Annotated in this window: 7 protein-coding genes; 1 reads left to right on the top strand and 6 read right to left on the bottom strand. The window is 63.1% G+C overall.

Annotated elements, in window-relative coordinates; genetic code table 11:
• Window positions 1-26: 26 nt before the first annotated feature.
• The 3 genes from pnp to B9Z37_RS10820 form a co-directional block, all read right to left on the bottom strand.
• The gene (gene pnp, locus B9Z37_RS10830; protein WP_108313049.1) at window positions 27-2,132 is read right to left on the bottom strand and encodes a polyribonucleotide nucleotidyltransferase; all 2,106 of its coding nucleotides are present in this window, start codon (window positions 2,130-2,132) and stop codon (window positions 27-29) included.
• 210 nt (window positions 2,133-2,342) lie between these two features.
• Window positions 2,343-2,609 (bottom strand): 30S ribosomal protein S15, encoded by a 267-nt coding sequence (gene rpsO, locus B9Z37_RS10825; protein WP_019428565.1) that lies wholly within the window; start codon window positions 2,607-2,609, stop codon window positions 2,343-2,345.
• A 341-nt stretch (window positions 2,610-2,950) separates the two neighbouring features.
• Complete coding sequence (locus tag B9Z37_RS10820) at window positions 2,951-4,135, bottom strand: pyridoxal phosphate-dependent aminotransferase (RefSeq protein WP_108313318.1); 1,185 nt, start codon at window positions 4,133-4,135, stop codon at window positions 2,951-2,953.
• A gap of 101 nt (window positions 4,136-4,236) precedes the next feature.
• Here B9Z37_RS10820 and B9Z37_RS10815 point away from each other — a divergent pair, with 101 nt between their 5' ends.
• Window positions 4,237-4,509 (top strand): hypothetical protein, encoded by a 273-nt coding sequence (locus B9Z37_RS10815; protein ID WP_108313317.1) that lies wholly within the window; start codon window positions 4,237-4,239, stop codon window positions 4,507-4,509.
• 71 nt (window positions 4,510-4,580) lie between these two features.
• Here the strand turns inward: B9Z37_RS10815 and recD are convergent, their stop codons facing one another.
• From recD to recC, 3 genes are read right to left on the bottom strand one after another with little or no spacing between them, the layout of a single operon-like run.
• Window positions 4,581-6,698: an exodeoxyribonuclease V subunit alpha gene (gene recD / locus B9Z37_RS10810; RefSeq protein WP_108313048.1), complete on the bottom strand. Its 2,118-nt coding sequence runs from the start codon at window positions 6,696-6,698 to the stop codon at window positions 4,581-4,583.
• On the bottom strand, window positions 6,695-10,384 hold the full coding sequence (gene recB, locus B9Z37_RS10805) for an exodeoxyribonuclease V subunit beta (RefSeq protein ID WP_108313047.1): 3,690 nt from the start codon (window positions 10,382-10,384) through the stop codon (window positions 6,695-6,697). The genes recD and recB overlap by 4 nt, the downstream gene beginning before the upstream one ends.
• Window positions 10,381-13,875 (bottom strand): exodeoxyribonuclease V subunit gamma, encoded by a 3,495-nt coding sequence (recC, locus tag B9Z37_RS10800; RefSeq protein WP_108313046.1) that lies wholly within the window; start codon window positions 13,873-13,875, stop codon window positions 10,381-10,383. The genes recB and recC overlap by 4 nt, the downstream gene beginning before the upstream one ends.
• Window positions 13,876-14,006 lie beyond the last annotated feature (131 nt).

The following is a 14,006-nucleotide window of genomic DNA, read 5'->3' as shown; positions in this document are numbered from 1 at the left end:
TCGCTGATCACCCGAAGCAACGCTGTTTAGCCTTGAGCAGGACGGTCCAGCAAAGCCTTCATCGACAGCTTGATGCGGCCTTTTTCGTCGGTTTCCATGACCTTGACTTTGACAATCTGGCCTTCGCTCAGGTAGTCGGTCACTTTTTCAACGCGCTCGTGGGCGATCTGGCTGATGTGCAGCAAACCGTCTTTGCCTGGCAACAGGTTGATCAAAGCACCGAAATCCAAGATCTTGGTCACAGGGCCTTCGTAGACCTTGCCGATTTCAACTTCAGCGGTGATCTGCTCGATGCGCTTCTTGGCGATCTCGGCCTTCTCGCCGTCGGTGGCCGCGATGGTGATCGTGCCGTCTTCGGAGATGTTGATCTGGCAGCCGGTTTCTTCGGTCAGGGCACGGATGGTCGCGCCGCCTTTGCCGATCACGTCACGGATCTTCTCGGGGTTGATCTTCATGGTGAAGAGCTTGGGTGCGAAATCAGACACTTCAGTGTTGGCTTCGCTCATCGCTTCTTGCATCTTGCCCAGAATGTGCATGCGGGCTTCTTTGGCTTGGGCCAAAGCGACTTGCATGATTTCTTTGGTGATGCCCTGGATCTTGATGTCCATCTGCAGTGCAGTGATACCGTTGGTGGTACCGGCCACTTTGAAGTCCATATCACCCAGGTGATCTTCGTCACCCAGGATGTCGGTCAACACCGCAAAGCGGTTGTCTTCCTTGATCAGGCCCATGGCGATACCGGCCACATGGGCTTTCATTGGCACACCCGCGTCCATCATCGACAAGCAGCCGCCGCAGACCGAAGCCATGGACGACGAACCGTTCGATTCGGTGATCTCGGACACCACACGCAGGGTGTAAGGGAACTCTTCTTTGCTCGGCAGCACAGCGGCCAAAGCGCGCTTGGCCAGACGGCCGTGGCCGATTTCGCGGCGCTTGGTCGAACCCATGCGGCCCACTTCGCCAGTGGCAAAGGGAGGCATGTTGTAGTGGAACATGAAGCGGTCTTCGAACTCGCCAGCCAATGCGTCAATGCGCTGCGCATCGCGCTCGGTGCCCAAAGTGGTGATCACCAAAGCTTGGGTTTCGCCACGTGTGAACAAGGCCGAGCCGTGTGTGCGGGGCAGCACGCTGTTGCGGATTTCGATGGGGCGCACAGTGCGTGTGTCGCGACCATCGATACGGGGCTCACCCGCCAAAATCTGGCTGCGAACGATGCGGGCTTCGATTTCGAACATCAGGCCGTCGAGCTTGACGCTGTCAAAGGCCACGCCCTCTTCGGCCAAAGCGACTTTGACCGAAGCGTAGGCTTCGCGGCAAGCGTGTGTACGGGCTTGCTTGTTGCGGATCTGGTAAGCCGCACGCAGCTTTTCTTCAGCCAAAGAGGCCAGCTTGGCTTCGAAAGCCATGTCGCGGGCAGGCGCTTGCCAGTCCCACACAGGCTTTCCAGCTTCGCGCACCAACTCGTGGATCGCGTTGATGGCAATCGCGGATTGCTCATGGCCATACACCACGCCGCCCAACATGATTTCTTCGGACAGTTGCAGGGCTTCAGATTCGACCATCAGCACAGCGGCTTCGGTACCAGCCACAACCAAGTCCATCACGCTGTCTTTGCGCTGGGTCTGGCCGGGGTTCAAGACGTATTCGCCATTGATGTAACCCACGCGAGCGGCGCCGATGGGGCCGTTGAATGGGATGCCCGAGATGGACAAGGCGGCAGACACGGCGATCATCGCAGCGATGTCGGCGTCGACTTCAGGGTTCAAAGACACGGTGTGGATGACCACGTGAACGTCGTTGTAGAAACCTTCGGGGAACAGAGGACGGATCGGACGGTCGATCAGACGGCTGGTCAGGGTCTCGTGCTCGCTGGGCTTGGCTTCACGCTTGAAAAAGCTGCCAGGGATCTTGCCTGCGGCGTAAGTCTTCTCGATGTAGTCCACCGTGAGGGGGAAGAAATCTTGACCGGCTTTGGCGATCTTGGAACCCACGACAGTGGCCAGCACCACGGTGCCTTCCATGTCGAGCAGCACAGCGCCGCCCGCTTGGCGAGCCACTTCGCCGGTTTCCATCTTGACCGTGTGCTGGCCCCACTGGAAGGTTTTGGTAACTTTGTTGAAAATGGACATGTTCAGAACTCCTGAAAACAAAAGCGCATGAGGCTGCACTGTGGGCCCGGAAGTTGACGCTCTGAACTCGATGCCATTCCACAAAACCTTGATTTGAAAGCCTTGTGGAATGACACAGCGCGGGTTCTTTGTGACAAATTCCGACTGAAAAAAAGAATAAAGCGCCTGAGCTAGTGAACTAACTCAGGCGCTTTTCATCTGGAGAGACGATTACTTACGCAGGCCAAGCTTGGCGATCAGCGCAACGTAACGGTCAGCATCACGGGACTTGAGGTAGTCCAACAGTTTGCGGCGACGGCTCACCATGCGCAGCAGACCGCGGCGACCGTGATGGTCTTTGGCGTGTGTTTTGAAGTGAGGTGTCAGCTCGTTGATACGGGCTGTCAGCAAAGCCACTTGGACTTCTGGGGACCCAGTGTCATTGGCAGCACGTGCGTTGGCCTTGACGACCTCGGCCTTGATTGAAGATGCAATCATGGTATTTCCTTGTTTTCGCCGAATTCTTGAGGAATATCAGCGGGTTAATGACTTGCGCCATCTGCCGGAAAAGCGGATGGCGTGCGCTTTGCAAATCGCAAAACAGGCGGATTATAGCCCGAAAGTGACCCCAAATAACAGCCGCACTCCTGCTCTCGGCGGGATTTGTAGGTCGGTGGCTTCAACCCCGACAAGCGCAGTCGAATACCTGGATCCCGGGTCTTCGCCCGGGATGACAATAGCGTTAATGGGGGTCAGATCCCCGTTAATGAGGGTCATTAATGAGGATCAGATTCCGATTAAACATTAATGAGGGTCAGATTCAGATTAAAGACATTCCATCAGTTCTCGGCCAGCCAGCCCTTGAGCCGTTCCACGCCCTGGCTCAGCCTGTCCAAGTCTTTGGAGGCAAAGCACCAGCGCAGCCAACCCGCCGCTTCGGGGGCAAAGGCTTCGCCGGGGGCCAGTCCCAGACCGGCTTCGGCGACCAGCCGTTTCGCAGTGGCCACCGCGTCCGGATGCCCTTCGAGCTTGAAAAATGCGTACATCCCGCCTTTGGCCGAGGCCAATTGGACGCCGGGCACGGCCTGCAGCAGCGGCACCAGGGTGTCGCGGCAGGCTTTGAGGTGGGCCACCACACGGGGTGTGATGTCGGCTGTGTTTTGCAAGGCCACGACACCCGCCTTTTGGGTGAACACCGAAGCGCACGAGGTGTTGAACTCGATCAATTTGCCCATGTGAGGCGTCATGGCGGCAGGCATGACCAGCCAACCCAGACGCCAGCCGGTCATCAAAAAGCTCTTGGAAAAGCTGTGCACCACGACCAGGCGGTCGTCGGGCTCAGCCACATCCAGAAAAGACGGGGCGCAGCCATTGGCCGTGTCGGTTTCGTAATACAGGCGCTCATACACCTCATCGGCCAGCACCCAAGTGCCGGTGCTGCGGCAGTGCGCCAATATCTCGGACTGTTCGGCCCGGCTGAGCGTCCAGCCCGTGGGGTTATTGGGCGAATTGACGATCAGCATACGCGTGGCGGGGGTGATGGCGGCTTTGAGCGCGGCCATGTCGAGCTGCCATTGGCCACCCACCGGGCGCAGCGACACGCACTTCAAATTCGCGCCCATCACCAAAGCCTGCGCCGTCAGGTTGGGCCAGACGGGCGTGACAGCGACCACTTCGTCGCCCGCGTCGATCAGGGCTTGCGCCGCCAGCATCAAGGCGTTCACGCCGCCCGAAGTAATGGCCAGGCGGTCCACACCAATGGGTCCGTGCAAGGCAGACATGTAGTCGGACACGGCCTGGCGCAGCTCGGGCAGGCCCAGGTTGTGCGAATAAAAGGTCTCGCCTTTTTGCATCGAATCGATGGCCGCTTGGCGCACGATGTCGGGCGTGACTTCGTCGGATTCGCCAAACCAGAAAGCCAGCACATCGGGCCGACCCATGCCTGCGTTGGCCACTTCGCGGATGCGGGACTCTTCCAGGTCCATGACGGCCTGGCGCATGAAAGGAGCGGTTTTTTTGTTCATGCCCTCATCGTAACGGCTGGCCTGCCCGGCAGCTGTCACCCCTTGCACAAGCGCTGCGCTTGCCTATGATGAACGGCACAACAACAGACAGGGAGACCGCCATGAACACACGGCATTGGATGACTGCGCTCGCCAGCGCGGGTTTGGGGCTTTGCTTGATGGCCATAGCGCCAGCCAGCCATGCGGTAGACAACTTCACAGCCGTCACGGCCTCCGACAAGCCCGCGAAGACCAAAAAACCGAAACAAAGTAAAGCACCCAAACCGCCCGTCAGCCCCAACACGGGCGAGAGCAAGGCTGAGCGGGACAAGCGTCTTTTACGCGAATGCCGGGGCAAGGCCAATGCTGGAGCTTGCGAGGGGTTTGCCAGTTAAACGTCATCGCGGCGGGGGCGCCGCTCCTACAAGGGATGTGGGAGCCCCGCCCCCGGGGCGATTTCAGGCAGTCAAAGCCACCACTGAGCCAAGCCGCTGGCCCGCACGCTCGGGCGGTCAATGGCCGCTTCAAGCAATCCGGCCTCAGCCTCGATCAGGGTGAACTGCTCACGCGCCCGAGTGATGCCTGTGTAGGCCAGCTCACAGCTCAGCACTTCAGCACCGCCCGGTGGCAAGACCAGCGCGGTGTGCTCGAACTCCGAGCCCTGGCTCTTGTGCACCGTCATGACAAAAGCCGTTTCGACCTGCGCCAAGCGCATCACACTCACCGAGCGCAGCGTCTCGCCGTCAAGAAACCAGACCTTGAGCGTGCCTTCGGTGTTGGGCAGCACCACGCCCACGTCGCCGTTGAAAACGCCCAGCTGCGCATCGTTGCGGGTGACCATGACCGGGCGACCGGCAAACCATTCGCCCGTGACTTTGAGCAGCCCTTCATCGGCCAAGGCTTTTTGCACGGCGGCGTTGAGTCCTTGGGTGCCCCATTCGCCCTGATGCACGGCGCACAGGATTCGGAAACGCTCAAAAGCTTTGAGCACGCTGCGCACCCAATTGGCATGGGTTTCGGCGTCTTGCCCGCTCGGCACCTGCTGCATGAGGCGCAGGTAGTCGGCGTAGGACGGCTTGGCCGAACTGCCCAGCGCCAAAGCACAGACAGCTTGTGGGCTCGCAGGTTGCAGGGCGAGCAGTGCGCTGGCTTCATGCGGGGTGCCACCTTCAGCGGGCGTTCGCGAGCGAGGACTGTCGTCCACCAAAGCCCCCGACAACACAGCACGCGCAGCATGGGTGTCACCCCGATTCACGGCCAAGGCCAATTGGCCGATGGCGCCTTTGAAGCGGCGACTTTGCCGCAGCATCACGGTTTGTTGAGCGAGCAAAGGCGCAGCGCCCGCAGACCGATACTCGGCAGGCAAGGTCTGCCCGGCCACGGTCTGCACAAACTGCGCAGTGTCCGCGCTGTAGCGGGCTGCGGCGGCGTCGCGGCACAGGTCGCCCAGCACCGCGCCCGCCTCCACCGAGGCCAGCTGGTCCTTGTCGCCCAGCAGCACCAGCCGCGCCGTGGCGGGCAGGGCCTGCAGCAGCGCGTCCATCATTTCCAAATGCACCATCGAGGCTTCGTCCACGATCAGCACATCCACATCGAGCGGGTTGGCCGCATGGTGCCTGAACTGGCGCGTGTCGGGCCGTGCACCCAGCAGCGAATGCAAGGTGCGGGCCGGGCCCATGCGGGCGATCAGCGTGTTCAGGTCCAGACCGCTGCCCTCTGGCACCTGATCTTGCAGACTGGTCAGCGCGTTGTCGATGGATTGCTTGAGCCGCGCCGCCGCTTTGCCTGTGGGCGCAGCCAATGCCACGCGCAAGGGGCTGCCCTCCTCGTGCAGCGCCAGCAGCAATGCCAACAGGCGTGCAGCGGCGTAAGTCTTGCCTGTGCCCGGCCCGCCCGTGATGACCGACAGACGCGCACGCAGCGCTACGGCGCAGGCCACCTTTTGCCAATCGGTGTCAGCAGGTGCTTCTGTACTGGGCACAAAGAAACGGTCCAGCCATTGGCGGGCCACCGCCTCGGGCACAGGCAACGGTTCGCTGGCCCGCTGCAACAGACCCTGGCCCACGCGCTTTTCATAACCCGCATAGCGGCGCAGGTAAAGGAGCGGGGCATGGGCCGTGCCGCCCAGCACCAGCGGCTGGCCTTGGTCGGGTGCATCGCTCAGACGCGAACAGGCTCGGGATGTGTTGCTTTGCAAAGCGGCTTGCCAGTCGGCCAGCATGGCGGGCAGGTGCGCCCAAAGCGCACGCAAGCCTTGCGGCCCGTCCACCGCCACGGTGGGCCAACCCAACATCGCCACAGGCGGTGCGCACAGGTCAGCCAAGGGCAAACAGGTGTGGCCACGGCCTTCCATTTGCGCGAGTATGGCCGCCGCCACCAGCAGCGCGGGGCTGGCTTGGCCATCGAGCCGCAGCAATTGCGCTGCAAGGGCACTGTCGATGTGGCGCAGCAGGCCTTGCTCGGTCCACAACTGCAGCCATTGCAGCGTTTGCGGGGCGCTCAGGCCTTGGGCTGGTAGGTCGTTGAGCCAATCCATTTGCGTGGTGGGGACAGACATCGTGCGCGAGGGCTTTTTGAAACTCATGCTTTCACCTCGGCATGGAGCATGGCGTCCAAGCCTTCGAGCAATTCGAGCGGAGCAGGCAAGGTGCAGCAGCCGCCCGCAGGCCCGTCGATGCCACGCAAGAACAGGTACACCGCGCCGCCCAGTTGTTGTGCTGGGTTGTAGGCCACGCCCAGTCGGCTGCGCAGCAGGCGGTGCAACGCCAGCATATAGAGCGCGGCCTGCACCTCGTAGCGGTGGTGGGCCATGGCGGCATCGAGCGCCTGCGCGGTGTAGGCCGCGTCATCGGCACCCAGGTGGTTGGATTTGTAGTCGAGCACCCAGTAACGCCCTTCGTGCTCAAAAACCAAGTCGGCAAAGCCCATCAGCATGCCGTGCAGCTGCGCGTCGGGCAGTTGCGGGCGGCTCACGCCGGGCAGCAGGTGCTGCTGGCACAGCGCGTCTACCTCGCGGGCGTGCAGCCGCTCGGCAGGCAGCCAGAACTCCATCTCGGGCAGCAAGGTGCTCAGCGCGTTCAGCGGGCTACCTGGCCCACGCAGGGGCTGCGCCACAACACGGGTGAGCCACTGCACCACCACATCGGCTTGGGCTTTGTAGCCTGCGTTTTCGCAGCGCTTTTTCAGGCGCTCAGCCTTGGGTGCGTCGAGCACAAAATCATCAGCCGCCAACCACTCGAGCTGGTCGTGCAAGAAGTTGCCTGCCGTCGGGCCTTTGGCAAAGCCGTGCCACGGGGCCAAAGAACCCACAGGGGTTGCAGGGGTGGGCAGGACCTGTGCATCTTCGGGCGGTTCGTCATCAGCCGGGCGCGGTGTGGCCATGTGCAGGCTCATTTGCGCCAAAGGCTGCGAAGACAGGTCTCGCGTCAGGCGCGAGAAGCTCGCAATGGTCCACGACTTGTCGATGCGGGCGGTGCAAACCAGCGCGTCGCGCAGTTCAGTGGTGCGGGCGGGCCGCTGCCAGACCGTGAGCGGCACGCCTTCACTCGCGGGCACCAACTGCACCGACAAGCGCTGCGCATGCGCATCGGTTTCCAGTGCTTGCAGCTTGGTCAACCAGCCAGCTTCATCGATGGCGTCACCACCGCCCAACAAATGGCCTGCAGCGCTGTTGTGGTTCACGCAGCTTTTGCCCGAACCCCGCGTGACCGGGCTCCAGCCCACCCACAGCGCATGCCGCGCACGCGTGAGCGCCACGTACCAAAGGCGCAGGTCTTCACGCAGGCGGTCGTGATCGGCAGTCTCGGTGTCGTTCTTGTCAAAGTCCAAGGTCCAATGCCGCTCGCCCTGGCCGTCATCGAGCTGCAACACCGGGGTTTTGTGGGCTTCCATCATGCGGTGGCTGTGCGCAAAGGGCAGGCACACCACCGGGTACTCCAAGCCTTTGCTGGCATGGATGGTGATGACCTTGACCAGGTCTTCGTCGCTCTCCAGTCGCACGGTCTGTTCTTCGCTGTCGCCTGCGCCCCCCGCCTTGACCTCCTCGATCTGCTGGGCCAGCCAGCGGATCAGGGCCTGCTCACCATCCAGCTGGCTGCTGGCGGTTTGCAGCAGTTCGGCCAGGTGCAGCACATTGGTCAGGCGGCGTTCGCCATCGCTCTGGCCACGCCAGCGCCCGGCCAGTTGCAACACATGCAAGGACTGGCGCAGCATGGCCAACACGCCCTGCCCTTGCCAAACCCCGCGCAGGTCACGCATCTGCTCAGCGCGTTGGTCCAGCAACTCATCTTGCGTGGCCAAGCTGTACAACTCGGCCAGCGACAGGCCCACGGTGCGCGTGCCCAAAGCAGCACGCACGCGGCGCATGTTTTGGGGCTCGGCCACGCCGCGCATCCACAGGCACAGGTCCTGCGCTTCGTCGCTGGCAAACACCGAGTCGCGGTCTGACAGGTAAACCGAGGCCACGCCCCGCACACGCAAAGCGTCGCGCACGGCAGCGGCCTCTTTGCCCGTGCGCACCAGCACGGCGATGTCTTTGGGCTGCAGCGGCTTATCGCCCTTGTCCGGATCGCCTTTACTCAGGTCCACAAAGCGGGCCTGCGGGTCACTCAGCCAAGCCACGATCTGCTCAGCGCACAGGGCCGACAAGTGCGTCAGCGCATCACGCTGGCTGCGCAGCTTGGCGTCATGCACCAAGGTCATGGCTTTCACGCCACCATCACAGGTCGTGAACACTTCGATGCGGCCCTTGGCTTTAACAGCCTGGAAAGGCAGCGGATCTTCATCGCCGCGTTGGTAACCAAAGGCGTCTTTCGGGATTTCAAACCAGCGATTCACCACATCCACCACAGCTTGGGTGGATCGGTAATTGGTGCCCAACACATGGTGACGGCCTTCGGTGGCGCGGCGTGCGGCCAAGTAGCCATGGATGTCGGCACCGCGAAAGCCGTAGATCGATTGCTTGGGGTCCCCGATCAGCAGGAGCGCAGCGTCTTGCCGGTTCTCGGCTGTGCGGTAAATGCGGTCAAAAATGCGGAACTGCAGCGGCGAGGTGTCCTGGAACTCGTCGATCATCGCCACCGGAAACTGCTCGCGCAGTCGCTGCGCCAGACGCTCGCCCGACTCGGGGTCGGCCAGCGCCACATCGAGGCGTTGCAGCATGTCGGCAAAACCAAACAGGCCGCTGCGTTTTTTCAGCTCAGCCATGCGCTGCAACACATGGGTGCGGGCGTGCAGGCGGGCGGCTTGTGCGGGTTCGGGCAAGGCCAACAAAGCGGCTTGCAGATCGGCATAGGCTTGCGATTCGGGCGGCAAGTCCAAGGGCGCTTCGCCGGGTTTGCGGCAAGCCAGCAGGCCTTTGGGCGTGAAGCGGTCCCAGCCTGTCTTCATGTCTTTTTGCAGCACCTTGGGCTCGTCTGCGCTTTGCGCCCAGGCTTTGAGCACACCCAGCCAAGCTTCGCAATTTTTGTAGCTCAACTTACGGCCATCCCAGCTCGACTTGTGGTGCTCAATTTGCCCCTCGATCCAGCCCAACAAGCTGTCGGCCTTTTCCACCCAGCCCTGCTTGAGCGCCGCCAGTTGCGCATCGCGCTCGGCCATCGCCTCACCAAACACCTGCGCCAGCGTGCCGGGGGCGGGGTCGGCCAGCGGCACCGCCATCAGGGCACGCATGTCCTTGTCGAGCGCTGGCACGTCGCGCCAGACGCGCTGCACCTGCACCACCAGCGGTGTGGCCATGGGGTAGAGCTGCTGACGCCAGTAGTCCTGCACGGCTTCGAGGCGCAGCGCGGCTTCGTCACCGACCAAGTTTTCTTCAAACAGGCTGCCGCTGTCAAAGGCGTGCTCGCGCAGCATGCGCTGGCACCAAGCGTCGATGGTGTAAACGGCCGCGTCGTCCATGGCCTGCGCGGCCAGCGCCAGCCGATACGCCGCTTGTTCGCGGGGCTCACCTTCGGGGTATTCGCTTTTGAGTTGGTTCAGGAAGGCGTCGTCCGTTGGGGCGATGCCCCGGAGCACCTGCGCCGCCTCGGTCAGGCGGGCGCGGATGCGGTCTGACAGCTCACGCGTGGCGGCGCGGGTAAAGGTCATCACCAGCACGTCTTGCGGCAGCATGGGGCGCACGGGTGCGGTGCCCGCATCGCCATGGCCCAGCACCAAGCGCACATACAGCGCGGCAATCGTCCAGGTCTTGCCCGTGCCTGCGCTCGCCTCGATCAGGTGGCTGCCGCGCAGCGGAAAGCTGTGGGCGTTGAGAGCGTGTGCGGTGCTCATGCCTCGTCCCCCTCATCGTCTGCAGGCGCATCGGGCAAGGCCTCGACTTCGGCCTCTGCAGCCCAAGCTTTGAGCGGCGCATACACCGCCTGCGCCAGTCGATCCAGTGCACCCGTGGCCAGCAAGTCTTGCACCGTGGGGTAGGTGCGGGACAGCGCCGGGTCTTTGTCTTTTTCTGCGCTCTTGAAGTCGCTGCCTTCGTAGGCATCGGCCAGCGCATTGGTGTTTTCTTTGTCCTTGAGCCACTGCAAAGCCACACCGGGTGGCAAGGGCAGCGGCCAGCGCATGCCCTCGGCCCAGGTGGCCAGCAAGGTCTGCAACTGGGTGCGGGCGGCCTCAGGGTCTTGCGGTTCTGCACGCACCACGGCGTTGCGGCCCACCACCACACAGCGCACTGAATGCCCCATGGCGGCAGCGGCCAGCGACTGCAGCCAAATGTCGATGAGTTTTTCAGGTCTGGCCAAAGGTGTTTTGGGTTTGAGATCCGCCACGTCATTGGCACGCAAACTCAAAAGCATTTGCCCACCCTCACCCGCCAGCACGCCGCCCAAAGCGTCTTGCAAACTCACTTGCGGGTTTACCTGGTCGACCAGCACGCGCTCGGCCGCTTCGGGGTAGGCCCCGCGCTCGTGCAGAGCAGCGGCCAGTTGGGTTTGCAGGATGTGGGTGAGCTTTTGCGCTTCGAGTGTGCCCACACCCGCCAGCGGCAAGGCCCCGGCCTCACGCAAGTACTGCACCACACGCGCTGCATGGCTGGGCAGTTCGTCTGCGCTCAAATCCGCAGGCACGTGCTGCAGTTCGTGGTCGAGCAACTGGTACAAGTCCAGCCCGCCCAAGCCAAACAGTTCTTCGTCATGCAGCTCACTGCGCTCGTCTTCCAAATGCACCTGCAGCCGCTCGCGGAAAAACGCACCCACAGGTTTGCGCAGGAAGCGGGCCAGTTGGGCAAGCGAGATGACCGGGGCTTGATCGTTCGCGGCCATGAGTGGCGACAACAGCGCGAGAGCCGACGATGGCGTGCCCGTCTCGCTGGCCCCATCACCACGCTGGACATCTTGCGCCGCCCGCCACTCTTTGGCATAGGTCAACAAACCACTGCCCACTTCAAAGTAAGCGCGGCTGAACGGTTGCAGCGGGTGCACGGTGGTCAGGTCTTTGGCCGTGTCTTTGCCCCAGAGCAGATCAATCTCATCGCGCAGCTGCGAGACCAGCACCGAAGGCGGTTGTTCGCTGTTGTCGCGCACGCTGCGGCCGCTCCAGCTCACGTACAAGACCTGACGCGCCGATAAGAGCGCTTCGAGCATGAGCTGGCGGTCGTCGTCGCGGCGTGAGCGGTCGCCGGGGCGCGTCATGCCGGGCAGGCCCATCAGGTCAAAGTCGGCACGCGGGCTGCGGCGCGGGTAGTCGCCATCGTTCATGCCCAGCAGGCACACCGCCTTGAACGGGATCGCCCGCATCGGCATCAATGTGCAAAACGTCACACCCCCGGCCCGAAAGCGCTGCTCCAGCCGGGGGGCCTTCAAAGCTTCAAGCCAAGCCGATCGGGCCACGGCCAGCGGCACGGCTTCGGCAAAACCCGCCTCACCGCAAGCCCGCACCCAGTCGTTGAGCGCTTGGTCGAGCGCTGCCAGGGCATTGCGGTCGTTGTCGTCACGCGGCTTGAACAGCGCCGCGAGCATGGCGCGGCAACGCTCGGCCCACTTTGCGGGCGTGGCGCTTTGCGTGCAGATTTGCCACCAATCGATCAGGGCCTGCAGCAGGTGCGCGAGCGACCCGGCCAGCTCGGCATCGAGCCCCCCCACTTCCGGGTAAGGCGACACGCCCAATGACACCTCATCGTCCACCGGGTCGGCACCGCAGGCATAACCCATGAGCATGCGCTGCACGCCAAACAGCGCCGAGTTGTCGTCGCCGCACACGCCCAGACCCAAGCCAGCACGGTGCTCGGCCGACAGGCCCCAGCGGATGCCCGAGCCCGCCATCCAGCGCGTGAGCGTGGGCAGGTGTTCGTCCTTCAGGCCAAAGCGGGCTGCGAGCGCGGGCACTTCGAGCAGCTCGACCAGCTCGCTCATGCGGCTGCGCTGCTGCGGCAGGGCCAGCAGCCATTCGACCGCATGGATCAACGGGCTGATGGCCTGCGCCCCCAGGTCGGCAATGTCATAGGGGATGAAACGCGCATCGCTGCGCTTGTATTGACCAAACACGGCGCGTATCGCCGGGGCCATGACTTCGATGTCGGGCACCATGACCACCACATCGCGTGGAGACAAAGGCTCGGGCGCGGTGTGGAACCACTGCAGCAACTGGTCGTGTAACACCTCGAGTTCGCGCACCGGGCTGTGCGCCACGCTGAACGTGACCGAGTGGTCGTCCTGGCGCAAAGGCAAGGCTGGGGTGCCACCGCTAGACGGCTCCAGGTCCCGGATGCGGCGCTGCAACTGCGCGAGCAAACGCGTGCCATCTTCGACAGGCACATCGTCAAAAAAGTCCAGGCGCGGCCACTGCGTGACTTGTTGGGCCGCCTGCAGGTCGTCAAAAGCGTCGAGCTGGCGAATGAAGTCGCGCCCCTGCCGCCCCCAAGCGGCCAAGAGCGTGGGCGCGTGCAAATGCATCTGCGCCAGCGGCAAGCCAGCCAATGCCTCGCCTCGGTAGGCGTGACGTCGCCGCTCGGCCTGCAGCCACTCGCGCCCGTCGATGATGTCGCCCCAGTGGTACTGACAAGGGTTGGGCACGGCCAGCAGCACCTGGCTGTGCGCGGCCAGTGCCGCCAGCATCTCCAGCAGCTGCCCGGGCATGTGGCTCATGCCAAACACCGACACGCGCCGCGCCACGGGGCTGGCCAGCGGCTGGCCCGACTGCAGGTGCGCCAGCGCCCGCGCATGCAGCGCCGGGCGGGTGGCTTGGCGCTGACTGTCATCCAAAGTGTCGAGCACGCGCCGCCAAAGTTCGGCCTGCCAGAGCTGGTCTTCGCCGAGCTCATCATGCCCAGCGGCTTTGCGCAGCGCGTTGCGCCCAGCGGCCCAGTCTTGCAGCCAGTCGGGGCGGTAAATTTGGTACTGGTCAAACAGGTCGGCGAGGCGACTGGCCAGTTGCAACAGGCGGTCCGGCTCGTCGCCTCTCAAGAAACCCGCCACGGGTTGGAACACGGGATCACTCAGGCAGCCTGGCAGCAAGGCCATCAGCCGCCAGGTCATGGGCAGTTTGTCGAGCGGTGAGTCGGGTGGCACGTTGTGCTTGCCCAGCACCTGCCGGTAAGTGCGCCACAAAAAGCGCGAAGGCAGCTCCACCCGCGTGGCGGCGCACACGCCACCCTGACGGGCCAGTTCGATCTTGATCCACTCGGCCATGCCGTTGCTTTGCACCAGCACCACTTCGCTCTCGAGCGGCAGCAAAGGGTGCGCTCGCAGCCAAGCCGTGAGGGTGTCGGCCAGCACCTCAGAGCGGTGGCTGTGCAGGGCAATGAAGCCGGGCGAAATGGAGGATGCAGGCATGCAGGCAACGGGGGGAGCGGGTACAGACAAAGCGAAACCGTGAGGCGTCAAGAATAGCCGCAATCTACGCGGGTTCAGGCTCAGTGGATGAGCCACAAACTGCCCATTTTTTAAGCAACACCGCCCAAGCC

It is taken from the genome of Limnohabitans parvus II-B4, assembly GCF_003063455.1.
Taxonomy (GTDB): Bacteria; Pseudomonadota; Gammaproteobacteria; order Burkholderiales; family Burkholderiaceae_C; genus Limnohabitans_A; species Limnohabitans_A parvus.
Note: the sequence above shows the minus strand (reverse complement) of the source record. Positions and strands in the feature narration are given on the sequence as shown.